This is a genomic window from Acetobacter sp. UBA5411 (assembly GCF_002409645.1).
Taxonomy (GTDB): domain Bacteria; phylum Pseudomonadota; class Alphaproteobacteria; order Acetobacterales; family Acetobacteraceae; genus Acetobacter.
On sequence record NZ_DHNR01000033.1, the window covers coordinates 96,533 to 120,389 of the forward strand.

Annotated in this window: 17 protein-coding genes and 1 tRNA gene; 6 read left to right on the forward strand and 12 right to left on the reverse strand. The window is 57.8% G+C overall.

The window, feature by feature from the left end:
* Positions 1 to 129 precede the first annotated feature (129 nt).
* The 4 genes from gcvT to B3759_RS11420 all read left to right on the forward strand — a co-directional run bounded on the left by gcvT (position 130) and on the right by B3759_RS11420 (position 5,075).
* On the forward strand, positions 130 to 1,263 hold the full coding sequence (gcvT, locus tag B3759_RS11405) for a glycine cleavage system aminomethyltransferase GcvT (protein ID WP_291366027.1): 1,134 nt from the start codon (positions 130 to 132) through the stop codon (positions 1,261 to 1,263).
* A 92-nt stretch (positions 1,264 to 1,355) separates the two neighbouring features.
* Complete coding sequence (gene gcvH, locus B3759_RS11410; protein ID WP_291366028.1) at positions 1,356 to 1,721, forward strand: glycine cleavage system protein GcvH; 366 nt, start codon at positions 1,356 to 1,358, stop codon at positions 1,719 to 1,721.
* Between the two features lie 59 nt (positions 1,722 to 1,780).
* Positions 1,781 to 4,648, forward strand: coding sequence for an aminomethyl-transferring glycine dehydrogenase (gene gcvP, locus B3759_RS11415; protein WP_349679299.1), 2,868 nt, complete (start codon positions 1,781 to 1,783; stop codon positions 4,646 to 4,648).
* Between the two features lie 52 nt (positions 4,649 to 4,700).
* Positions 4,701 to 5,075, forward strand: coding sequence for a helix-turn-helix transcriptional regulator (locus B3759_RS11420; RefSeq protein ID WP_081470965.1), 375 nt, complete (start codon positions 4,701 to 4,703; stop codon positions 5,073 to 5,075).
* A 127-nt stretch (positions 5,076 to 5,202) separates the two neighbouring features.
* Here B3759_RS11420 and B3759_RS11425 read toward each other — a convergent pair whose 3' ends face one another.
* Complete coding sequence (locus B3759_RS11425; protein WP_291366029.1) at positions 5,203 to 6,252, reverse strand: aromatic ring-hydroxylating oxygenase subunit alpha; 1,050 nt, start codon at positions 6,250 to 6,252, stop codon at positions 5,203 to 5,205.
* A gap of 459 nt (positions 6,253 to 6,711) precedes the next feature.
* On the opposite strand from B3759_RS11425, the gene B3759_RS11430 reads away from it, so the two are divergent.
* Positions 6,712 to 8,217 carry an aldehyde dehydrogenase family protein gene (locus B3759_RS11430; RefSeq protein ID WP_291366030.1) on the forward strand — a complete coding sequence of 502 codons (1,506 nt, stop codon included), beginning with the start codon at positions 6,712 to 6,714 and terminating at the stop codon, positions 8,215 to 8,217.
* Positions 8,218 to 8,301: 84 nt separating this feature from the next.
* Positions 8,302 to 9,585: an NAD(P)/FAD-dependent oxidoreductase gene (locus tag B3759_RS11435; protein ID WP_291366031.1), complete on the forward strand. Its 1,284-nt coding sequence runs from the start codon at positions 8,302 to 8,304 to the stop codon at positions 9,583 to 9,585.
* 93 nt (positions 9,586 to 9,678) lie between these two features.
* Here the strand turns inward: B3759_RS11435 and B3759_RS11440 are convergent, their stop codons facing one another.
* From B3759_RS11440 to gyrA, 11 genes are all read right to left on the reverse strand, one after another.
* Positions 9,679 to 10,314: a TetR/AcrR family transcriptional regulator gene (locus B3759_RS11440; protein ID WP_291366032.1), complete on the reverse strand. Its 636-nt coding sequence runs from the start codon at positions 10,312 to 10,314 to the stop codon at positions 9,679 to 9,681.
* Between the two features lie 265 nt (positions 10,315 to 10,579).
* The gene (locus tag B3759_RS11445; protein WP_291366033.1) at positions 10,580 to 13,081 is read right to left on the reverse strand and encodes a hypothetical protein; all 2,502 of its coding nucleotides are present in this window, start codon (positions 13,079 to 13,081) and stop codon (positions 10,580 to 10,582) included.
* Between the two features lie 193 nt (positions 13,082 to 13,274).
* Positions 13,275 to 14,045, reverse strand: coding sequence for a MotE family protein (locus B3759_RS11450; RefSeq protein WP_291366034.1), 771 nt, complete (start codon positions 14,043 to 14,045; stop codon positions 13,275 to 13,277).
* Between the two features lie 4 nt (positions 14,046 to 14,049).
* Positions 14,050 to 14,598 carry a DUF6468 domain-containing protein gene (locus B3759_RS11455; protein ID WP_291366035.1) on the reverse strand — a complete coding sequence of 183 codons (549 nt, stop codon included), beginning with the start codon at positions 14,596 to 14,598 and terminating at the stop codon, positions 14,050 to 14,052.
* A gap of 15 nt (positions 14,599 to 14,613) precedes the next feature.
* A complete protein-coding gene (fliM, locus tag B3759_RS11460) occupies positions 14,614 to 15,750 on the reverse strand; it encodes a flagellar motor switch protein FliM (protein WP_291366036.1) in 1,137 nt (378 codons plus the stop codon).
* Positions 15,747 to 16,223, reverse strand: coding sequence for a flagellar basal body-associated FliL family protein (locus B3759_RS11465; protein WP_291366037.1), 477 nt, complete (start codon positions 16,221 to 16,223; stop codon positions 15,747 to 15,749). Before B3759_RS11465 ends, fliM begins: the two co-directional genes overlap by 4 nt.
* 291 nt (positions 16,224 to 16,514) lie before the next feature.
* Entirely contained in the window at positions 16,515 to 19,235 is a 2,721-nt protein-coding gene (locus B3759_RS11470) for a hypothetical protein (protein WP_291366038.1), read from the reverse strand.
* A gap of 428 nt (positions 19,236 to 19,663) precedes the next feature.
* Positions 19,664 to 19,739: transfer RNA gene (locus B3759_RS11475), tRNA-Lys, on the reverse strand.
* Positions 19,740 to 19,818: 79 nt separating this feature from the next.
* A complete protein-coding gene (locus tag B3759_RS11480; RefSeq protein WP_232876828.1) occupies positions 19,819 to 20,301 on the reverse strand; it encodes a peptidylprolyl isomerase in 483 nt (160 codons plus the stop codon).
* Between the two features lie 101 nt (positions 20,302 to 20,402).
* Positions 20,403 to 20,915, reverse strand: a complete 513-nt coding sequence (gene coaD, locus B3759_RS11485) for a pantetheine-phosphate adenylyltransferase (protein ID WP_010667196.1) — start codon at positions 20,913 to 20,915, stop codon at positions 20,403 to 20,405.
* Entirely contained in the window at positions 20,905 to 23,694 is a 2,790-nt protein-coding gene (gene gyrA, locus B3759_RS11490; protein WP_291366039.1) for a DNA gyrase subunit A, read from the reverse strand. The genes coaD and gyrA overlap by 11 nt, the downstream gene beginning before the upstream one ends.
* Positions 23,695 to 23,857 lie beyond the last annotated feature (163 nt).

Here is a 23,857-nt window from a genome sequence, read left to right on the forward strand (position 1 = left end):
GCCCGCCGACGGGATAGCGATCTCAGGCAAACGGACAGAAGGGGCGCTGGACTGAACCGGTCGATCCGGAAGTGGGAGCGTTCTTATGTCATATGCAGCAGTTTTCTTCCGTGTCTCCAAGGTGCTCCCATGAGCGAACTGCTTCTGCAGACACCTCTTTTTTCCTTGCATGAAGAATATGGCGCCAGAATGGTGCCATTCGCCGGTTACGCCATGCCGTTGCAGTATGCCGATGGCATCATGGCCGAGCACCAGCACACCCGCGCACACGCCGGACTGTTCGATGTTTCGCACATGGGACAGGTCGCGCTCCATCCCATCGACGGCGACATGAACCGCGTGTCGCTTGCGCTGGAGCGGATCGTGCCCGTCGATGTTCTGGGTCTGAAAGCCGGACGTCAGCGCTATGGTTTTCTGACTAACGATGCAGGCGGAATCCTTGACGATCTGATGATCGTCAACATGGGCACATGGTTCCTCGTTGTCGTCAACGCGGCCTGCAAGGCCCAAGACATTGCCCTGATGAAGCGCGAACTGTCCTCCGACTGCACGGTGGAACCGCTGGAAGACCGTGCCCTTCTGGCGTTACAGGGACCGGAAGCTGAAACCGCTCTGGCAAGAATTGCGCCAGCCGTGACGACCATGAAATTCATGGATGCGAAGACGGTTACTCTGGATGGCGTTGAGGCGATCGTCACACGTTCTGGCTACACGGGCGAAGATGGGTTTGAGATCAGCGTTCCGGCTGACAAGGCCGAACAGATTGCAAGAAGTCTGCTGGCCCAGCCGGAAGTGAAACCGATCGGTCTTGGCGCGCGCGACAGCCTGCGACTTGAAGGCGGTCTCTGCCTCTACGGCTCCGACCTCGACGAGACGACATCGCCCGTGGAAGGCGCGCTCGAATGGGCGATCCAGAAAGCCCGCCGAAATGGTGGCGCACGCGCTGGTAGTTTCCCCGGTGCCGACCTGATTCTGGCGCAGCTTGAACAGGGTGCCAGTCGTCGACGGGTCGGACTGCTGGCCGAAGGCCGCGCGCCTGTGCGGCATGGTGCCGAACTGTTCGCGGAAAGCGAAGGCGGTTCCCCGATTGGCGTGGTCACGTCCGGCGCCTTCGGCCCGACGCTACAGGCTCCTGTCGCCATGGGCTATGTCGAAACAGCTTTTGCACCGGTGGGAACAAAGGTTTTTGCCGAACTGCGTGGACGTCGCATTCCGGTGACGGTTGCCGCGATGCCGTTTGTTCCGGCCGGTTTCAAACGCTGAGACTGATCGCGCAACACAGGATTTCATCCTGACGTGCAAACAGGTTTTCCTCTCTGAAGCAATGAACGCTCAGAGAACGTGGAGAGGGTGGGATGACGCTTTACTTTACAAAAGAACACGAGTGGCTGCGCGTTGAAGGCGATGTCGCGGTTGTCGGCATTACAAAACATGCCGCCAGTGAACTGGGTGAAATCGTATTCTTCGAGCTGAATGTCTCGGCCAACGATCTGCAGCAGGGTGACTCCGTTGCCGTTGTGGAATCCGTCAAGGCGGCGTCCGATGTTTACGCACCAGTCGATGGCGTGATCATCGAGGGTAACCCGGATCTCGCGAACAATCCTGAGCTGATCAGCAGCGATCCTGAAGGCAATGGCTGGATGCTGAAGATGACGCTGACAAACAAGGCTCAGCTTGCCGACCTGATGGACGCCGACGCCTATGCCAAGCTGATCGGCTGATACTGGCTTTTTTCGGCCTTTCAAGTTCTGAAACCTTCTTTCTGATACGGGGACGATCCGTGCCATCCTGGTCCAGCCTTCTGCCGCCTTCCGACGCTTTTGCCTCCCGTCATATCGGCCCACGCGAAGCCGAAATCACGGCCATGCTGGAGGCCGTCGGCGTCTCCAGCGAAGAAGCGCTGCGTGAGGAAACGGTACCAGCCTCCATCCGTTCGAAAGAACCAATGGGGATCGGTCGAGGCTGGTCGGAAGTCGAAGTGCTGGCGCGTCTGCGCGAGATCGCCGGTCGCAACAGGGTCATGACCTCCCTGATCGGTCAGGGTTATTACGGCACGGTGCTTCCCGGTGTCATCCAGCGCAACATTCTGGAAAACCCTGCGTGGTACACGGCCTATACGCCGTATCAGCCGGAAATCAGTCAGGGTCGTCTGGAAGCGCTGCTGAATTTCCAGACGCTGGTGACGGAACTGACCGGACTCGACATCGCCAACGCCTCTTTGCTGGATGAAGCGACGGCGGCGGCGGAAGCCATGGCGCTGGCCAAGCGCGTGGCGAAGAGCAGGGCCAACGTCTTCTTTGTCGATGCCGACACGCATCCGCAGATATTGTCCGTTCTGCGGACCCGTGCAGAGCCGTTCGGTTTCGAAATTCTTGTTGGCAATCCCGAGCGTGATCTGGATGCATCCGCTGTTTTCGGTGCTCTGTTTTCCTATCCCGGCACGTCCGGTGCGGTGCGCGATCCGAGTGAGGCCATCGCAGCCCTGCACGATGCAGGCGGAATTGCCGTCATCGCCGCCGACCCGCTGGCGCTCACCCTTCTGAAATCTCCCGGTGAACTCGGAGCGGATATCGCCATTGGTTCCATGCAGCGCTTCGGTGTGCCGATGGGCTTTGGCGGCCCGCATGCGGCCTACATGGCGGTGCGTGACGCCTACAAACGCAGCATGCCCGGCCGTCTGGTCGGCGTATCGGTGGATGCCGCAGGACAGCCTGCCTATCGTCTGGCGCTCCAGACCCGCGAGCAGCATATCCGTCGCGAAAAGGCGACGTCCAATATCTGCACGGCGCAGGTTCTGCTTGCCAATATCGCCGCCATGTATGCTGTCTATCATGGTCCGGAAGGCCTGAAAGCTATCGCGGAACGGGTGGCCGGACTGACAACGGCTCTGGCCTCCGGCCTGCGTGCGCTCGGTGTGGATGTGGCGACGACAGCCGTGTTCGACACACTCACTGTTCGCGTTGCTGCTGAAAAGACCGAAGAAATTCACCAGCGTGCCGTTGCTGCGGGCATGAACTTCCGGCGCGTGGGAGAGGGTGTGATCGGTCTCTCCCTTGACGAGACCACCACGCCAGAAGTGATTGAGGCTGTCTGGCGCTGCTTTGATCCGGATTGCCCGACAGAAGCCCTTGCTGCGGCGGCTGACCCGGCACCGGGATTGTCCTCTGACATTCCCGACGACCTGTGCCGTGAAAAGCCGTTTCTACAGCAGGCAGTCTTCTCGTCCTACCGTTCCGAGACGGACATGCTGCGTTATCTGCGTCGCCTCGCCGACAAGGATCTGGCGCTGGACCGCACGATGATACCGCTTGGCTCCTGCACGATGAAGCTGAACGCCACGGTCGAGATGACGCCGATTACATGGCCCGGTTTCTGCGATCTGCATCCCTTCGCGCCTGCCGACCAGACGGAAGGTTACACCGAACTGTTCCGTGATCTTGAGTCATGGCTCTGCGCGGTCAGCGGTTATGATGCCGTTTCGCTTCAGCCGAATTCCGGCGCACAGGGCGAATATGCCGGACTGCTGGCCATTCGCGGCTATCATCGTGCGCGTGGTCAGGAACAGCGCGACGTCTGCCTGATCCCGGCCTCCGCCCACGGCACCAATCCAGCTTCCGCGCAGATGGCGGGCATGAAGGTCGTCGTCGTGAAATGCGATGATGATGGCAACGTCGATATGGACGATCTGAAAGCGAAGATCGCGCAGCACGCCGACACGCTGGCGGCGATCATGATCACCTACCCTTCCACACACGGCGTGTTTGAAGAGTCCGTGCGCGATATCTGCGCGCTGGTGCATGAGGCGGGCGGTCAGGTCTATCTCGACGGCGCGAACATGAACGCGCAAGTCGGCCTTTCGCAGCCGGGCAAATACGGCGCGGATGTCAGTCACTTCAATCTGCACAAGACCTTCTGCATTCCGCATGGCGGCGGTGGTCCGGGCATGGGGCCAATCGGCGTGCGCTCCCATCTCGCACCGTTCCTGCCGGGACACCCGGAACTGGGCGAAGGTCTGGCCGTATCGGCTGCGCCATTCGGTTCGGCTTCGATCCTGCCGATCTCGTGGGCCTATATCCGTCTGATGGGCGACGAGGGACTGGCGCGCGCAACGACTCTCGCCATCCTAAACTCGAACTACATTGTGGCGCGTCTTTCTGACGCCTACCCGATCCTGTATCGCGGTGTGAACGGACGTGTGGCCCATGAGTGCATCGTCGATCTGCGTCCGATCAAGGATACTACGGGCGTGACGGTGGACGATATCGCCAAGCGTCTGGTGGATTTCGGCTTCCATGCGCCAACCGTGAGTTTTCCGGTTCCCGGCACATTCATGATTGAGCCGACGGAATCGGAAGGCAAACACGAACTGGACCGTTTCTGCGATGCGATGCTGACGATCCGCGAGGAAATCCGGCAGATCGAGAAAGGCACGATTGCCGTTGAAGCCTCTGCTTTGCGTCATGCACCGCATACAGCGCGTGATCTGGCCGTAACGGAATGGGATCGGTCTTACGATCGGGCGGAAGGATGCTTCCCGGCGGGCGTTGCGCCTGCAACGAAATACTGGCCGCCGGTGGGTCGCATTGACAACGCATACGGCGATCGCAATCTGATCTGCTCCTGTCCGGAACTCTCTGCATATATGTGAGTTTATCTGGGCAGGCGCGTAATTCTGGCGCTTTTTCGGGATAATTGGAGCAATGACAAAGTCGCCTTCAGCCCTCGGCGCGCGGTTGGGCAGCCAGGAGACTTTAGGCCAGCGGATCAGGGCGTTACGGCACTACGCCGGAATGACCCAGGTGGAAGTCGCTGCCGCCCTGCGGCTTTCACGCAGCGCCATCGCGCACTGGGAAACGGACCGGGACGGACGCGTGAGGGAGTATCTTCCGCGTCTCGCCGAGCTGTTTCAGGTGCCGGTCGAGGTCTTCCTGACCGGCATGGCCACTCAGGAAGCAGTCGTACAACTGACGATTGATGAGATTGATCTTTTGCGTCTTTATCGCAGTCTTGATGTGGGGGAGCGTCTTTCCGTACAACGCTCCATCACCCGCATGCTGGACCGCAAGAAGAAATGACGATTCCGGACGCAGGTATGGTCGGCAATCAGAACTGGCTTGCCCATCAAAATCGGGACCGTTTTACGGGGCTTTGCCCCGTGGGTCCCTCTCATCAGAGCCTATTTTAACAACAAAAAGTCCTTCCTCACGCTGTGAAGAAGTGACTCAGCCCGATATCCCTTAGCGCCCGGCGATAGGCAATCGAACTTCGATCCGCCATGACGTGCGCTTCCAGTGTCGGGTCGAGAGGCAGATTTTCGGGTTTCTGCGCCTCTACCAGCGCACGATCCTCCTCAAATACCCGGCGATTGAACTCATACACGCCCTCGACATCACCGTTCGTATCGAAATTTCGGCAGATCGGCGCAAACATCCGCGTCATGCGCGCCGACACCGGAGAGGCCGCGTTCATGATGACCAGTCGCTCATCATTCGGAAAATGGATTTCCAGAGTGGCCGTAAACGGTACATGCACACGGAAATGACGTAGCCATTCAAATCCCTCCGGTGCGGAATTCTCTATTTCATGCGGATAGTTGGCGACGGAACTCCGATATTCCGCCTCAAAACCGTATGATGTTCTTTTGGGCATGTAGCTGGGAACAACCGGATTCTCAGGGTCCGCGAATGTCGCCGTGTGCACGAAAGCAAAGTGCGCGACATCGATGAAACCTTCCACCTGCCGTCCGGCGAACCCGGCAATATCGATCCACGGGCAGGTAATCTGCTGATAGGTCGGATCGTCCCAGTGGGGCATGTCGGCAATCTTGGGTCCGCTCCCATCCGGACGCAGACAGGTCCAGATCAGCCCATAGCGCTCCACCGCCGGATAGGTGCGCAGATTCAGCTTTTTGGGAATACCGCTGTCAGGGTGGGCTGGCACATGCACACACCGCCCCTCGGCTCCGAACTCAAAGCCATGATAGGCGCAGGCGAGCAGATCGCCCTTGCATGTTCCCATGCTGAGCGGCACGCCGCGATGGGGACAGAGATCGTCGGCGACGACAATGCTGTCTCCGCTCCGATAAAGAACCAGCGGCGCATCCAGCAGCGTCACGCCGAGCGGCGCGCTGTGGGTCAGTTCGCGTGCAAGCGCCACGGGATGCCAGCAGGCGGCCAGGATCGTCCAGTCGGGGGCATCAAAGGTGCAGTGTCGCGGCAGACCTGCAGACTGGGTGGCGGAGACTGTGTCCATGTGCGTCGCTCCCGCAAAAGATAACGGAAGCAGAATGACACGTGTGGGAGCGACACGGAATAGGTGTCTCGCCCCCTGTCCGGGCAATGGCGCGTCGTGTGTTCCAAAACCTCGAACCGGACGATCCGGCACCCGATCTGTCTTCCTTCAAACAGGCATTTTCCAGCGACTTGGAAGAACCAGGACTCGTCTTTCACCCGAAAGACGACCGATATGACATCGTGTCAAAAATTTTTCTTTCGTTCGAAAATTATCCTTACAACATATTGATATATAATATTATTTTTTATCACCATAATGACACTCAGTGCCACACATCACAGTTATGTTACCACTCCACACGTTGCCGCACACTCTTCGTCCATATATCTCGGTATACAGTTATCAAGACCAATCCAGTCCTGATTGCATTTCTGCCGCCTTTCTCTCGGGCAGCACACCAGACATACGGAGTTACCCATGTCGGTTAACCAGGAACCCCCTTTCAAATCCCGCTACGGCAATTATATCGGCGGTGAGTGGAAAGCGCCCGTAAAGGGCGAATACATGAAGAACATCTCGCCGGTGGACGGACGCACGCTGTGCGAAGTGCCGCAGTCCACGGCTGAAGATGTCGAGCTGGCTCTGGATGCCGCCCACAAGGCGTTCAAGGGTTGGGCCCGCACATCCATCACCGACCGCTCCAACATCCTTCTCAAGGCCGCCGATCGCATGGAGGCCAATCTGGAGCTTCTGGCGCGCGCCGAGACTTGGGATAACGGCAAGCCGATCCGTGAAACGATGAACGCCGACATCCCGCTGGCGATCGATCATTTCCGTTATTTCGCAGGCTGCATCCGCGCTCAGGAAGGCGGCATCACCGATATCAATGAAGATACGGTCGCCTATCACTTCCACGAGCCTCTTGGTGTGGTCGGTCAGATCATTCCCTGGAACTTCCCGCTGCTGATGGGTTCATGGAAGCTGGCACCGGCTCTGGCCGCAGGCAACTGCGTCGTCATGAAGCCTGCCGAGACGACACCGGCCAGCATGCTGGTGCTGATGGAGATCATTGGTGACCTGTTCCCGCCGGGAACGCTGAACATCGTCAACGGTCTGGGCCGTGATGTCGGCGCTGCGCTGTCCAACAGCACCCGTATCGCCAAGATCGCTTTCACCGGCTCCACGCCGACCGGCAAGATGATCGCGCACGCTGCGGCTGAAAACCTGATCCCGGCCACGCTGGAACTGGGTGGCAAGTCACCGAACATCTTCTTCGCCGACGTCATGGATCATGACGATGACTATCTCGACAAGGCGCTGGAAGGCTTCACGCTGTTCGCGCTCAATCAGGGTCAGATCTGCTCCTGCCCGAGCCGCGCGCTGGTTCAGGAATCCATCTACGAGAAGTTCATCGAGCGCGTCATCCCCCGCGTGAAGGCCATCAAGCAGGGCAATCCTCTTGATCCCAACACGATGATGGGCGCCCAGAACTCCCTGATGCAGCAGAACAAGATTCTGGAATACATCGACATCGGACGCAACGAGGACAAGGCCCAGCTTCTGGCCGGCGGCGCCAAGCCTGATCTGGGCAACGCCTTCAAGGACGGCTTCTATGTCGAGCCGACCGTGTTCCGTGGCGACAGAAACATGCGCATTTTCCGCGAGGAAATCTTTGGCCCGGTTCTGGCTGTCACGACCTTCAAGGACGAAGCCGAGGCTCTCGCCATCGCCAACGACACCGAATTCGGTCTGGGTTCAGGCGTCTGGTCGCGTAACGGCAACATCTGCCACCGCACCGCAAAAGGCCTTGAGGCCGGTCGCGTCTGGGTGAACTGCTATCATGTGTATCCGGCGGGCGCTGCGTTCGGCGGTTATAAAAAGTCCGGCATCGGACGTGAAACACACAAGATGGTTCTTGAACATTATCAGCAGACGAAGAACATTCTCACCAGCTACTCCGAGAAGAAGCTTGGTTTCTTCTGATACAACAGTGGGGAAGCGCGCCTGTGCGCTTCCCCACACCTATCCCCTTTATCCGACGTTCCACAGCGAGTACAGGAAAGAGTCATGAGTAAGAAATCCGAAATCCTGATCGTTGGCGGTGGCGTCGCTGGTCTGGCGCTGGCAACCCGTCTGGGCAATTCGATTGGCAAACAGGGGCAGGCGCGGATCACCCTGATCGACAAAAGTTTCTCTCACGTCTGGAAGCCGATGCTGCATTGCTTCGCGGCAGGCACGGCCCAGAACGAGAATGACCGCATCAGCTTCATGGCGCAGGCCAGCGAGCATCACTTCGAATTCTGGCCCGGCGAGGTAATCGGTGTTGATCGGGACAAGCGCGAGGCTGTCCTTGGTCCACTGCACAGTTCAGACGGCGCCATTGTTCTGGAAGGCCGCACCGTCGAATATGACGCCCTGATCCTGTCCATCGGCAGTTGCGCCAATGATTTCGGCACCCCCGGTGTTGCCGAGCACTGTCTGTTCATCGACAATCTGGTCGAAGCCAACGGATTCAACGAGAAGTTTCGCATGGAGCTGCTCCGTGCCTATGCGGGCGACGGCGCACTCGATATCGCCATTGTGGGCGGTGGCGCCACGGGAACCCAGCTTGCCGCAGAACTGCACAAGGCGCTGGAACTGGTCGGCCTGCACAGTTTCTCCCAGACACCTCCTTCCCTGAACATCACGCTGCTGGAAGCTGGTCCCCGTATTCTGCCGGCCTTCCCGGAAGCCGTTTCCGAGGCGGCCCAGAAAGAGCTGGAGCGCATCGGCGTAAAAGTCCGTACTTCAGCGATGGTGTCCGGTGCCGATGAAAGCGGTTTCAGCCTGAAAGACGGCAGCCATGTGCCCGCCACCCTCCGCGTCTGGGCAGCTGGCGTAAAAGCTCCGGAAGTGACCACCGGCTTTGGTGGTCTCTCGCTCAGCCGTTCCGGCCAGATCCAGATCAACCCCAATCTGCAGACCATTGATGATCCGGCGATCTTCGCGATGGGCGATTGCAGCTACATCGTGAACGATCCCCTGCCCCCGACCGCGCAGGTTGCCCGGCAGCAGGCGCATCATCTGGCGCGTCATCTCCCGGCATGGCTGCGCGACGGACGTGAGATCCCGTCCTGTGTGTTCAACAACAAGGGCGCGATTGTCGCTCTCGGCAATTATAACGGCTGGGGCACGCTGCCGGGTGGCACGGTGTTTGGCGGCGGCATTTTCCACGGTCTGTCCGCCCGTCTGGGGCATCTGGCGCTCTATCGTCAGCATCAGATCGAACTGTACGGTCTGACGCGTGGCCTGATGTCCTGCTTCTCGGACTGGGTCGACTCCCTTGTCCGTCCTTCCGTCAGACTCGACTGATACGGGACCGAGCGTCTTAGGGGTTTCGGGGCTTTACCCCGGACCCCACAAAAGGGAACGCAGTCGCTTTGACCTCTATTTGTCCGCCGTGCGTCAGCCGTCCCTGAAACAGGCCATCTGCAGGGCGAGCACGCGTCGGATAAGAGTGACAAGCCCGACGCGCCCTTTCACACGGATCCACTCATCAACGGCGGTCCGGAAAGCAGCAATGCCGGAACGGGCGGCCACTCTCGCTGCCAGCGCCCGGCCTTCAACGTCTGGCAGGCGTTGTTCAAGCACTGTCGTCAGGCTGTCTTCCCAGCAGGCATATTTATGCAGGCTGACAGACTGAAGGCCGGGGTCCTGCTCAATCAGGCGGACAAAGGCCAGCGCTTCTTCCCGGGTCTTGGCCATATGTGGGACAACAGCTTCCAGAGCGACCCGTATCACCTCCTGCGGCGACATTTCGGGAGGACAGGCCTGCACCCGTTCACTGAGAACATCCGTCATCTGCTGGGTCCAGGCCGTCACCAGATCTGCCTTGGTCGGAAAGTGACGGAACAGGGTACGGCGGGAAATACCGGCCGCGGCGGCGATCTCGTCAGTTGTCGTTCCTTCGAATCCCTTCTCGGCAAGCAGCCGCATCGCAGCTTCGATCAGGGCGTCCTGCGTCTGTCGTCTGCGTTCTTCACGACGGGAGAGGACCGGAGCTTCGCCGCGAGTTCCGGAAGGCAGGACAGAATCAGGCAAAACATGACTTTCAGACAGAAACCAGGGTGCTGACTGCACTTCTTACTGCGCAATCGCACGGAAGCAACGACAGAATAGCGGAGAAAATCCAGGTCGTCAGTGGCGTAAATGTCCGGCGGTCATTCAATCACATAAACCCCTCAGTGTATCGCACTGAGGACGTTTCGCTATTTTCTTCTATTCCTGTGATCTGCTCAGAAATTATTCACGACAGTATGTGGAAAGAAAAATCTTTATACCGGGCTTCTTCCGCACATCCTGAGCATCACTGAAGCTGGGCACGTTTACGCAATTCATCTTCTGGGGATGTCACAAGCAGCGTGAAGATACGCTGACGCTCTGCACTCATCCGTCGGCCACCCACCCATTCACGCAGCCGATCCAGAGTGCCCCAGTCATTGGCGCGGGCCGCATCCGTGGCAAGACGGATGGCGAGTTGCTGCTGCTCAGGAGTGAGCGCGCCGACCTCAGGCAGGTTTTTCGTTGCAAGACGTCCCACCACAAGCACAGCTTCCGGCCAGTTCCGCTGTTCTTCCAGAATGCGGCCTTTCAGATCAAGAGACGCATCGCTCTCATCCTGCGCCAGAAGCTGGAGCGCCTGATCGCGACTCCCCTCACGCGCCAGCAGGCCAGCAGTGATCACGCGCCGACGCGAGGCCAGCGTGGCGTCCGCTCCCGGATCCTGTGTCTCATCCAGAGCACGACGCGCCTGCCCCAGACGCTGGGCATCAATATCAGCCTGCGCCAGTTCAGCCCCCAGCGCCGCACGTTGTGCATCATCAGAGGCGAGCGGCAACGCACGTTCAAAGGCAATAGCAGCCTTACCGGGCAATCCAAGCGCCTGCAACTTGCGCCCAAGACCAGCCAAAATCTTACCCTTCGCAGGGCCATCCGGTATCTGATCGATGTGGCTCTCGATCATGGCCACCGCATCAATCAGTTCAGCAGGCTTCGCCCCCCCCGCCGGCACATCTGTTTCAGCAAGATGCTGTAAAATCTGCTCGATCTGAGGCACAAGGGCAATGCGATCTTCCGGGAACAGACGCAGATCGTCGTCAACCGAGATGAGCGCTCTTGGCCATTCTCCCGCCTGCGTCAGCGCCGCAATCAGATTGTGTCTGACCTCTTTCTCAACACCCGCCTGACGGGCCGCAAAAAGCAGCTTTTCATATCCAGAGGCGGCTTCGGCCGGACGGATACGACCGTTGGCAAGCTTTGTGCCCAGAACCTGCTCGGTTGCCACAACCGCGACTTCCGGTTTCCTGTCAGAAGCGAGATGAGAAAACATGGACAGCGCCTTGTCCTGATCGCCAGCTTTCAGCGTCATAAAAGCACGAGCAAGATCAAAGCGTCCGTCAGCGGGTAACGGTTCAAGCACCGAACGATCCTCATCCGAACCGTAACGTGCAATGAAAGTCGCTATTTCCGGCTGGATCTGCTTTTTCAAAGATTCCGGATAGCTCTGGAGATTTAAGAATCCCTGCGCCATGAGAGTCGCTGCCTTGGCAGGATTACCACCGCTGCGGGCCATATAAAGCCCACGCCAGAGCACGCCGTCCGAACCCGCTTCCGGATTTGCAAGAGCAGACGCTCCTTCCGCATTCCCGGTCAACAGATTGGACGCGGCCTGCAGGAAGGTCACATTGGGCTGAAGCGCCAGTTCCGGATTGTCCTCAATCGCCGTCCCGAGAATCGCTCGTGCTTCCCGCGCATCACCCATTGCAAATGCAGCTCTGGCAGCAGCCAGTCTGGCTTCTCCCCGGTCTTCAGGAGGCTGCATCGCCGCCTGCGTCCAGCGACGGCGGTAATCTTCCTTCAACATCGCCGGATTCAGCGAACGCAATCCAAGCCAGGACCAGTCTACCCGATCATCCGCCACAGCGCCTTCAGCACTGGAGGCCACAGGAATACTGTCCTTGCCAAGAACATCGAGAAATGCGCCTCCATTTCCTTTGCGCACCTCGATCTGGTCTGCCTCAAGAGCAAAAACCAGCCCTTGTATGGAAGGCCAGATTTCGTAGCCGAGTTTGTGACGACGCAGCAACGGCCCAAGACATTCTTCCACGGATGTCGCTACAAGCAGACGGGCTCCCGACGCAGGGTCGGAAAGTTCAATCACGCGCCCTGATTGCGGCATGGGATAAAGAAGGCCGCCATCTTTCGCCTGTGGCGTAATCACGGCGTGTCGCCTTGCTTCGTTTTCAGCTCTGACCGCCAGAATCCAGCCGCCCGGCTGTTTGTGCATTTCCAGCGGGATCAACTGGTTGAAATGAAAGGCGACAATCGTCGTGTTGCCTACAGTCTGAACTGTAGCAGCAGAAAACACTCCTGTTCCCTGCAGGGCGGATGTGTCCATCTGCGTAGCGCGGTCGGAGACGATGATAAAATCGTTGCCACTCCAGAACGCGCCGATACCGGCACCGTCGCCCAACGGCAGGAAAATCTTGTTAACAGCGGCAGACCTGTTTTTTTCAGACTGAGACGGTGCGGGAGCCTGAGCCGGAACGACAGAAGGCGCATCCGTTTTCGCTGGCGTTTTATCTGCTGCTTTCCGCGGATCAACATCGGACTGCGTGCTGAAACGTTCTGCCTGCCAGCCTTCAGGCAGACTTCCTGGCGATGCCTGTGGCTGTGTATTCTCTGCGGCAGAAGGCGCCGGAACAGAGGGAGCCGAAGGCTTTTCTTTTCTGCTCCTGCGTCTCCGGACAGAATGGTGAACAACAGGTTGTTCTGAAACAGCAACAGCCCCATCGACTGGCTGAGTCACCGCCTCTTTATCCTGTGGCACCAAAAGACGCGCCGCAGTGTTCGACTCTTCTGCATAGGAAGAAACGGGAAAAGTCAGGCACGTTGCAAGCCATAACGTCAAAGAAAATCTAATCCGCACGCCTTATTCCCGCTCCACCATACGACTTTCTACAAAACTTAAGCCGCGGCACATAATTCAGTTTTCAAACGATCTAGCCGTTTGTTCCAATACGAACCACAGGAGACCTGCGCGGCACGCCGGCAAGCAACTGTGTAGCCATCATCGCCCGTTCAGGCACCATCCCTGCAAGAATCGCAGAAGCCTTTCTCGGGTTCATTTTTGTCATCACCGGTACCACTACTTGAAAATCAAGTACATTGAAAATGGATGCGGCGTCACGTGGCGCCATTGCCTCATAAATTTTCACCAGACGATCAACATCGGCATCGCTTAATTGTTGCTTCTGTTTTGCCTGATTTTTCACGACGGCCTGTTGTTCTGAATATTTCTGCATCCTCTGCTCCAGAACAGCCTGGGATGCATCAATGCTTCTTTTTAATTCCTCAAGGTTCTGGCTCTCCTGATCAAGCTGCTTCGTACGACCGGCCAGATCCTGCAACAGGCCCGTCCGAGCTTCATCAGCACTATGATCTACGTCGAGCTCAGGCTTGTCCTGCTGACCTATACAGGTCATTCCTTCCGAACAGGGTGACTTCACAGCCGGAGCCTTACCGGTTCCTGCTTTTGCAGAAACCTGACCTTCTGATGCAGAAGACACAGGAACCGTATCTCCACCAGTTGAAGGCGTAGCGCCTGCTGGTCCAGCAATCTGGCTTTTTCCCTGCGCAGTGATCGCCGCTGCCCCGTCAGGCGTATTGGCGAACAGGAGTGAACTGGTCAGCAGATACAGCTTCAGCGACAGCAATCCGCCCATCAGGCAGGATGAAAGCTGAAAAATACGGGAAAAAGGCAGTTTGGGCATTCGACTAACTCATCCGTAACGCTCGGATCAAATCCTGTTCGGCAGCCGTCCGCTGACGCAGTCTTTGTTCATAAGGACGAACGCCCGGGTTGGGACTGGTCGGTAGAGAAGGCAATCCTCCCCGATCAGCACCCGTCACCAGTTCGGGCGATGCGACAGTTACCTGAGCAGGAGACTGCGCCAATGCGGGATCCATTGCTTCCTCAACAGTTTGTTGCTTTTCAGGAAGCTTGTTTTCACGAACCAGCGTTTCAAGACGTCCAGCAATCGCGTCTGCTCTTGTCGAAAGAGCTTCAAGTTCACCCTGCAACATTCTGGACTGGTCAATCATGCGTCCGAGCGAACGGCCGCTGACTTCTCCGGCTGTTTGCAGTTTCTCCACACCATCTTCAGCGCGTCGGCCGCTCTCATCCAGACGCGCCACCAGATCGGCTAGCTCCCGACGATCCCTGCGCAATATGGCAAGAGCCCGTCCGAGATGAATGCTGTAGAAAATTCCAAAACCAAGAAGAATACAAAGTGCTATTTCAATAGTATATTCAGATGCAGTCATATTATACTCTCCATATCAGGAGTACACCCCGTCCGGGGACTGAAACATTGTGCGAGCAACCAGAAGATCGTCTTCAATCTTGACGGCCATCTGTTCTTTTTTCCGTCCCGATTTTCCCATAAAAAGCGAAACAGAACCGCAACGAAGATCAATGGGTGCTCCAACTTCCTGCTCCAGGATCAGAACAGATCCCGGCTTCAGATCAGAGACTTCAGAAAATTTCATGGTCTGCTCAGAGAGAACCGCATTGAGAACGATATCCGTGTCCTGCAGGTGATCAATAAGGTTGGCCTCCCACACCGGATCCCTGCCGAACTTTTCTCCCATGAACTGCTGCACCAGCAGTTCGCGCACTGGTTCCAGCGTGGCATACGGCAGAATGACATCGATATTTCCGCCACGATCATCCATTTCCACCCGCATACGCGCCATGAAAACAGCGTTTGACGTACGGCAGATCGTTGCGAAACGCGCACTCACCTCAAGTCGTTCAAACTTGAAATTGACAGCGCAGATCGGATCAAATCCTGCGCTCAGATCCGACAGGACGATCCGAACCATCTTCTCGACGAGAGCCCGTTCAATCGTGGTGTGGGCACGCCCTTCGACATTCAGAGGGCGGGGATTTCTCGCACCTCCCAGAAGCACATCCACCATGGAGTAGGTCAATGATGAATCAATCACCATCAACCCGTAATTCTCCCACTCTTCTGCCTTGAAGACCGCAAAAATGGAGGAGGTTCTTGCCGAATTCAGATAATCTCCAAACCGTAGCGAACTGATCCCATCAAGAGAGACTTCCACGTTATCGTTCGTGAAACTTCTCAGCGATGTGGACACAATCCGCATGAGACGGTCAAAGACCACCTCCAGCATTGGCAGGCGTTCATAGGCCACCAACCCCGCACCAATGATCCGCTCAAGACCACTGACCGGCTCAGCGCTCTCATCGGACATGAGGACACTGCCAAGAAGATCATCAATTTCAGACTGGTCCAGAGGACGCTCAAAAGCGTCTTCTTCTCCGCCATCCTGCCCGGTTTCATTCTCTGCCGAGGCCGCGACGTCCTCTCCCCGATCAAGCTCATTCAGGGCTGCCGTCGGCTCGGGACGCGGGATGGACGCGTTGACTGTGTCCTCTGCTCCACTCATTGAATCAGAAACTCCGTGAAGAGAACGTCTCTCACCTCAATCGGAGCAATCTGTACGGCAATGCGGGCCAGCAGCGCCTCACGCAGACGATAGATTCCATTGCCGTTCAGATCCGCCTGAGAGCTTTCATGCAGATAGGACTGGAAGATATTCTGCACCTCCGGCATCTGCGCCATGACCTGCTGCTGGGTTGCGCCCCTTACCTGCAATTTCGCCGTGAGCTTCACGAAAACCGGCCGCCCTGATGAACTTTCGAGATTGGAGATCACTGTCGGAATATCGACGAGAAACGGCTCCTCCTGCACGACCGGCACGTCTTTTTTCACCGCCTGCGCAGCGTGTTGTTTATAATACCATCCGCCCCCGCCAAGCAGCACAACACCCAGCAATGCTCCAGCAAGCATTACCAGCTTCTTTTTACTCTTTTTGGGAGGCGGCGCCTCAGCACCAGCCGTCTCAGCTTCTTCCGCCATCCGTTCCCCGAAACCGCGTGACCTCACCTCCGACAGGACACGGCTGCACTCAGGCAGTCGCATATCCCTGTTTCACCAACAGAAGGCTCTGTTGATACAGTCGGCTATGGGACCAAGAGGTAAGGTCAGAGGCTTAAGAATCATCTAATTTCACGGAATATACGCCGCAAATGAGGATTCCGGCAGGAATCGGCACAGATGCGTGACTGTTACGCATTTCCTCCGTCTGGAATGACATCGACCAGAAGGCCATGCACTCTCCGAGCGGGTGACTTTGGAGACTCTCTGAAGCTAATGCTCCACCGCCTGTCCCAGCGCGTCACCCCACCTGCTGCCATTCCACCACACCGGGATGCCCCGCGTTTTCGACGGATTGGAATGGGAATAGCAGTCAGAGCAAAACTCCTGCGTTCCGACAACGGCTGAAGACGTCAGTTTTGCGAAAGTGGCGACCGCATTGTTTATCTGTCTTGCGGCAGAAAGAGTTCCCTTCGCTGCAACATTATCTGCATTCAGGGAAGCCGACTGGCCTGCATTGGTCATCAGCTTGAGCGTTATCTGATTTTCACCAACCAGCATGGGGGTCTGCTGACCATCTGTATATCCGGCAGGCCTGAAGGCGATCCCCTGCGCATCCCCGACAGTAGCGCCAGCATTCAATGTTACTGTTCCCGCCGCAATCCATGACCCATTCAACACGGCAGAGCTGTTGGTGCTGTAAATATAATTATTTTTCGTGCCATTCGGGGCGACAATGATGAAGGCCTTACCCTTGCCGGTCAAGGTGTCCGTATTGAGATGAACACCGTCGTTGGTGACAACAACGCCACATGCTTTTGCGTCAACGGTATCAGCCGTTACCGTGCCTTCCTGAGAAGCGCAGAGATAGACGTCTCCGTTAAAAAACCGGACCTTGCCGAGCATCATCCCGTCAAGACCGCCGTGACCATAATAATCAGGCAATCCGCCGCCAAACTCTTCCTGGATGTTCAGTGACACGTCATTGGCATTGATGTGGCTGCCATCTGTGTCATCGGTCATACGCTGCTGATATGTGACCAGAGAGTGTGGATGTCCCCCTACCACCTGATTTGACTGGTTGGGTGATGTGTATTGCGTATTCTCGGCCATCAATTTGGCATAGCCTTGAGTCATCACGGATTCTGGCGATGTGTCATTGTCACCATACCCGACCGTACCAGCATAAAAACTGCTGCCGACAATGTTGGACGCTTCTGCGCCAGCTGCAATCTCAAGCATGTGCGGGAAGCCGGTGCCGCCGAGATGCATGACATAGCTGTCGTCCGACAGCCTGTGTCCGTTCGTATTGGGCGCGATGGTGAAACCGGAGATGAACCTGCTGTAATCGGCGAAGTTCTCTGGTGTGCCAATATCCACCTCATATCCTGCCTGCGCCCGCGTGAGCGTGTCGGTCGGCGCAGTCATTTGCGACATGGGATTGGCAATAAACTTCTTGTTCGCAAGGCCAATGAAGACGGAGGGTTTTCTATACGGCCAGATCAGACCCGGCGCAGAGGACGCTGTGTCTGTCGTCGTATCAATACTGTCACCGGAGGAGTGTCCCGGATAGTCAGTAGAACTGCTGACTTCATTGCGCCAGCCAATCTCCTGCCTGTCTGGATCCCTGTACACAGTGATGACTGTTGCAGTGCCGATATTTTTAACATCTGCAACATAGGCGTAATATACATTGGGTTTAACAAATATATGGTGCCGCGCCATGACAATGCCGCTAATGCCGCCACTGTCAGTGGCATTGCCGCTCTTCCAGTTTGTGTAAAGACGCATCTTTTTCCTGATACGGGCGACCTCCACCTCAGGCAAAGCGGGCGTTATTGTCAGACCGGTGCCAGAAAACGTGACCGTGTGCCGCATATTATCGACAGGATCTGTGATCTCCGGTCCTGCTTCCACACGGGGCGCTGTATCTTTCGACTGCAGGAACATTGTAATGGCGTCATCAAGACCGGCTCCATTGCGGATGTTGAATGTCGGCTGGTCGGAATCCGTGACAGACAGAACCGCGCCACCGAGGTCACCTCGGCTGTATGTCTGCGCAGTAATTTTCATGAAGGCGTCATCATATTTCTGATGACCCCCAAACAGGATCGTGTCGGGATTTGTACTGGGGTCCTGCAAACTATCGAAAAAAGTCGCCTTGTAATTCCGCGAGGAAAATTCCGATTTCGGCTGGAGATCGCGAATATATGTGTGCTGTGAAACGAGATCAGACGATGAAATCGGTGCTGTGACATGTCCCGAACTGTCCAGTGCCGCCACACCATTGGCGGCACCAATGCGTGAAGTCGGAATCAGTTTCTCTGACAGGTTGAAAGGCGCATCCCCCAGTACAGTCGTGACCGACGCAACTTCTGCATCCGCGGCCGTCGAAGCTCCACCAGTCGCAGTAGGCGCTGAGGTGTATCCCCACCCCTGATTGACCAGACTGATGGCCGACACACCCCATGACAGATTGAACGTTGGCGGTCTGCAGGAGGGACGGTCGCTTGTCGGCGTCACAGGATTAACCGGGATCACATTGGCTGGTCCACTCCCGCCAGACGAGACTTTCACCTCTGACCCGAACCGGCCATTACCATCGGAGACGGTGATTTTTGTGTCGGTATTGGCAACCGTGAACACTGAGCCTGCAGCACAGTTTTTGCCTCGAGACACCACGCGGGCGGACACGGCGGTATAGGCCGTCACAGACGCGGCAGCTGCCTCGCCAAGACTGTTTGGAGGAAATGTCAGCGTGACAGGCAGATCCTCCGGCGCATAAACCCCGGGATTACCAATCGTCGCGTTACCGACCATCCCGGCATAAAGCGACGTGGGTGACATCGGGCCGGTCGGACCCCGGACACTGTCAGGAAGAAAAACGTCTGATAGCCCTCCGCCGCCGGACGACATTCCAGAGTTTCCCCCTCTCGCATAGGCCTGCGCAGGAAGAAGGCTCACGGCAACAAGGAGAATATGACGCAGCTTCATCAGTTGTACCCGCTTTCGGTCGTCACTCCCCTGTCATCCCGGAAGACACCTGCCCCATTTCCGGATCGGCTGCAGGGAGGAATGACAGCCAGTTTGCGCAGGATTTCGTCACGGCGGCCGCTCTCACGTCCGCATGCTTCTTTACCCGTCATGCCTCCAGCGACGGCAGGGCATCAGGTGGGCATTCAAACCCATCTTCACCCGAAGCATCTTCCGCCAGAAATTTCATCCGCTTGATAGAGAGGCAATCTCTGACAGCGAGAAAGAACTTTCATCGGGATATATTAGGGCATTGAAAGAGGATGATCACACAATTCGTGTGACAATCAGACCAACAATTTCCGAAAAGGGAAAGCAGGAGATTGCCGAAGGAATAATCTTCGCAATCTGCATGAAAATAGCTGATAGCCGCCATCTTCTTTATATAATGGTGAGCCGGGTGGGACTCGAACCCACGACCATTCGATTAAAAGTCGAATGCTCTACCGGCTGAGCTACCGGCTCGCCACGGGCAATCGGGTAGCGACGGCTGCCGCTCATGTCAACAGCCATCGCCATAAAAACCTGAAATCAGGCCCCTAAATCAGGCTTCAGCAGAAGCCGGACGCATCTTCAAAATCTTGTCCGGATCCTTGACGGTGCCGCCTGCGCCAGAGCCGCGCTTGATCTTATCGACCAGATCCATGCCCTCGATCACTTCACCGACGATGGTGTACTGGCCATCCAGATGCGGGGAAGGCTCGAACATGATGAAGAACTGGCTGTTGGCGCTGTCCGGGTTCATCGTGCGCGCCATGCCGATCGTGCCACGCTCGAACTTCGCCGCACGGGTGAACTCGGCCTTCAGGTCCGGCAGCTTGCTGCCGCTGGTGCCGGTGCCGGTCGGATCGCCGCCCTGCGCCATGAAGCCTTCGATCACGCGATGGAACGGCGTGTTGTCATAGAAACCCTCGGCGGCCAGCGTACGCATACGCTCGGCAGCCAGAGGCGCGAGATCCGGGCGCAGGCGGATAACGACGCGCCCGCTTGCCAGATCCATGTTCAGAATATCATTTTTGTCAGTCATGTGCCCATCCAGTCACGTACAGGAACCCGGTGCTCCGCACAGACAGAAGCACCGGCTCCGAACGGCTTACGGCACAAACCTCGAAACGCAAAGTTACGGAATTAACGCCCCAGACGTGCAGTCACCCTTGCAGCGGCTCCGGGTGGGGTGAATTCCCTGATATCCCCGCCATAATGGGCGATTTCCCGCACCATGCGCGAGGAAATGAACTGGGTCCGTTCAGACGCCATCAGGAAAATCGTCTCAATTTCAGGGGCAAGGCGACGGTTGGCGCCCAGCATCTGCGCCTCATAGTCAAAATCCACCAGAAGCCGCAGCCCACGCACGATGATGCTCGCCCCCGTGCGCCTGACCGCGTCGACCAGAAGCTCATTGAAAGGCATGACCACAATCTCGCAGTCGGATCGCTCCGCCAGCGGTGGCACCGCTTCCTCAATGGACGCCACACGCTCTTCAATGGACAGGAGCGGGTTTTTACCCGCATTCACCGCGACGCCGATCACCAGTCGATCAACCAGCCGGGCCGCTCTCTCAATGACATCCAGATGCCCGAATGTCACAGGATCAAACGTGCCCGGATAGAATCCGACCCGTGCGGGTCTGTCAGCCTTCATTACTCGCGCTTTCTCCATCCGCGCCAGCATCGTCATCACCGTCGGAAGAGTCATCTTCCAGAACGGGGAACACGCTGGTCACCGCTTCCGTGCCGTCCAGACGCAGCAGCGTGACGCCACTGGCCTGACGCGACATGACTCGCACCTGATCGACCGGAACGCGAATCAAACGACCGGCATCAGTCACAAGCATCACATCGATGCCCGGAAGCACGGGGAGTGTGGCCACCACTTCGGAGCCGCGCTTGTTGGAGGAGAACGTCATGTTGGCGATGCCCTGACCGCCACGTCCACTGACACGATAATCATAGGCGGATGAACGACGCCCGAAGCCACCGTCACTGACGGTCAGGAGGATTTCCTCAGCCGCTTCCAGTTCGGTGAATCGCTCGGACGACAGCGCCGAGTCTTCTGCGAGCACGGCTTCTTCAGCCTCGACGCCTGTTTCCTCGGCATCAGCCTCGTCTGTCGCGTTTTCCGCACGGCGCTTGGCGTTGGCGGCGCGCAAATAAAGCTGCCGCTCTTCAACCGTCGCCTCAACATGGTTGAGCACGCAGAGACTGATGACCTCGTCACCTTCCGCCAGACGGATGCCGCGCACACCGGTCGAACCACGGCCAGCGAACACACGCAGCGTCTCGTCGGTGATCTGGAAGCGGATGCAGCGCGCCTTGCGGGTGGCGAGGAACACGTCCTGACCTTCACGGCAGGTCGCCACGCCGATCAGGCGATCGCCCTCATCCAGCTTCATGGCGATCAGGCCGGACGAACGGATGTTCTGGAAGTCGCTGAGACGGTTACGCCGGACACCGCCGCTCGCCGTGGCGAACACAAGGTGCAGCGCTTCCCACAGTTCCTCGTCCTGCGGCAGCGGCAGAACCGCGGTGATCTCGTCACCGCCGAGGTCCGGCAGCAGATTGACCAGCGCCCTGCCCTTCGCGGTCGGGCTAGCCTCCGGCAGACGCCAGACCTTCTCACGGTAAGCCTTGCCGCCCGAGGAGAAGAACAGCACCCACTGATGGGTATGCGCGTTGAACGAACGGACGACGATATCGTCGCCACGACGCCCGGCGGCGGTCCGGCCACGGCCACCACGGTTCTGGGCGCGGAACACTTCAAGCGGCGTGCGCTTGATGAAGCCGTCACGGGTGATGGTCACGACCATCAGGCCCGGCTCGATCAGGCTTTCATCGTCCTGATCCCCGGCATAGTCAGCAATTTCGGTTGCGCGTGGCGTAGCGATTTCGGCGCGCGCCAGCAGCAACTCCTCACGCATGACTTCCATGCGGCGGATATGGCTGCCGATGATCTCCAGAAGCTCGTTGATCTTCACCGCCACTTCGGACAGCTCGTTCTGGATCTTCTCGCGCTCAAGGCCGGTCAGGCGCTGGAGACGCAGTTCCAGAATACCGCGTGCCTGCGCTTCGGTTAGACGGACCTTGCCATCGACGACGACATTGCCCTCGTCATGGATCAGCGCCAGCAGCGGCTCGACGTCGGCGGCATTCCACTCGGCGGCCATCAGCTGTTCACGGGCGGTGACAGCGTCCGGAGCCGCACGGATGATGCGGATGACCTCGTCGATGTTGGCGACGGCGATCACCAGACCGACGAGGATATGACCACGATCACGCGCCTTGTTCAGGTCGAACCGGGCGCGGCGCATAATCACTTCCTCACGGAAAGCGATAAAGGCCGACAGCACCTCACGCAGGCCCATGAGCTGCGGCTGGCCACCATTCAGGGCCAGCATATTGACGCCGAAGGAGCTCTGAAGCTGCGTGAAGCGGTAAAGCTGGTTCAGCACGACTTCCGGTGTGGCGTCACGCTTGAGCTCGATGACCACACGCATACCGGAACGATCCGATTCGTCACGGATGTCCGAGATACCTTCGATATGGCGGTCGCTGGTCTTGTCGCGCACCAGTTCGGCGATCTTCTCCTGAAGCGTCGCCTTGTTCACCTGATACGGGATCTCGGTGATGATGATCGCCTTGCGATCCTTGCGGATCTCCTCGAAGTCCGCTTTCGCTCGTACGACAACCGAACCACGACCCGTGGCGAATGCCGAACGGATGCCCGCGCGTCCAAGAATAATGCCGCCGGTCGGGAAATCCGGGCCCGGGATGATCTCCATCAGCTCTTCGAGCGTGATCTCCGGATTGGCGATCATCGCCAGTGTGGCGTCGATCACCTCGCCCGGATTGTGCGTCGGGATATTGGTCGCCATGCCGACGGCGATGCCGGTTGCGCCATTGACCAGCAGGTTCGGGAAGGAAGCCGGAAGAACGGTCGGCTCGTTCTCGCTCTCATCGTAGTTCGGCTGGAAGTCGACCGTGTCGCGGTCGATGTCATCGAGCAGGAAGGAAGCAGATTTTGCCAGACGGGCTTCGGTGTAACGCATGGCGGCCGGGCTATCGCCATCGACCGAGCCGAAGTTACCCTGTCCGTCGATCAGCTTCACGCGCATCGACCAGTGCTGCGCCATGCGGACCATGGCGTCATAGATCGAGGAGTCGCCGTGCGGGTGATATTTACCCATCACGTCACCGACCGCACGGGCCGATTTACGGTAGGGCTTGTCCGCCGTGAACCCGCTCTCGCGCATTGCGTAGAGGATACGGCGGTGAACAGGTTTCAGCCCGTCCCGCACATCCGGCAGGGCGCGGCTGACGATGACGGACATCGCATAGGCAAGGTAGGAGGAGCGCATCTCCTCCTCGATTGCAACCGGAACGAGGTCGGAGGGCGAAGCGGGCAGGTCTGAGTTCTCGGTCAAGGCTCTTCCGTCATGTCACGGCCTGCACGGCCTGCTGTGGATAAGGACTGCTGCTGATAGCACAGGGTGCGCCCCGCTGTAAGGGCGCGCCGACGCCTCTCCCGGCGGCAAGGGCGGGCATGTCGAATGCGCGAAGGCTTTAATGGATCCAACCCGGCAAGCA

Excerpts from the sequence above, each read along its gene's own strand:
- gcvT (WP_291366027.1), top strand. The coding sequence starts at position 130 with ATGAGCGAACTGCTTCTGCAGACACCTCTTTTTTCCTTGCATGAAGAA.
- gcvH (WP_291366028.1), top strand. The coding sequence starts at position 1,356 with ATGACGCTTTACTTTACAAAAGAACACGAGTGGCTGCGCGTTGAAGGC.
- B3759_RS11420 (WP_081470965.1), top strand. The coding sequence starts at position 4,701 with ATGACAAAGTCGCCTTCAGCCCTCGGCGCGCGGTTGGGCAGCCAGGAG.
- B3759_RS11425 (WP_291366029.1), bottom strand. The coding sequence starts at position 6,252 with ATGGACACAGTCTCCGCCACCCAGTCTGCAGGTCTGCCGCGACACTGC.
- B3759_RS11430 (WP_291366030.1), top strand. The coding sequence starts at position 6,712 with ATGTCGGTTAACCAGGAACCCCCTTTCAAATCCCGCTACGGCAATTAT.
- B3759_RS11435 (WP_291366031.1), top strand. The coding sequence starts at position 8,302 with ATGAGTAAGAAATCCGAAATCCTGATCGTTGGCGGTGGCGTCGCTGGT.
- B3759_RS11450 (WP_291366034.1), bottom strand. The coding sequence starts at position 14,045 with ATGCCCAAACTGCCTTTTTCCCGTATTTTTCAGCTTTCATCCTGCCTG.
- B3759_RS11455 (WP_291366035.1), bottom strand. The coding sequence starts at position 14,598 with ATGACTGCATCTGAATATACTATTGAAATAGCACTTTGTATTCTTCTT.
- fliM (WP_291366036.1), bottom strand. The coding sequence starts at position 15,750 with ATGAGTGGAGCAGAGGACACAGTCAACGCGTCCATCCCGCGTCCCGAG.
- B3759_RS11465 (WP_291366037.1), bottom strand. The coding sequence starts at position 16,223 with ATGGCGGAAGAAGCTGAGACGGCTGGTGCTGAGGCGCCGCCTCCCAAA.
- B3759_RS11470 (WP_291366038.1), bottom strand. The coding sequence starts at position 19,235 with ATGAAGCTGCGTCATATTCTCCTTGTTGCCGTGAGCCTTCTTCCTGCG.
- B3759_RS11480 (WP_232876828.1), bottom strand. The coding sequence starts at position 20,301 with ATGACTGACAAAAATGATATTCTGAACATGGATCTGGCAAGCGGGCGC.
- coaD (WP_010667196.1), bottom strand. The coding sequence starts at position 20,915 with ATGAAGGCTGACAGACCCGCACGGGTCGGATTCTATCCGGGCACGTTT.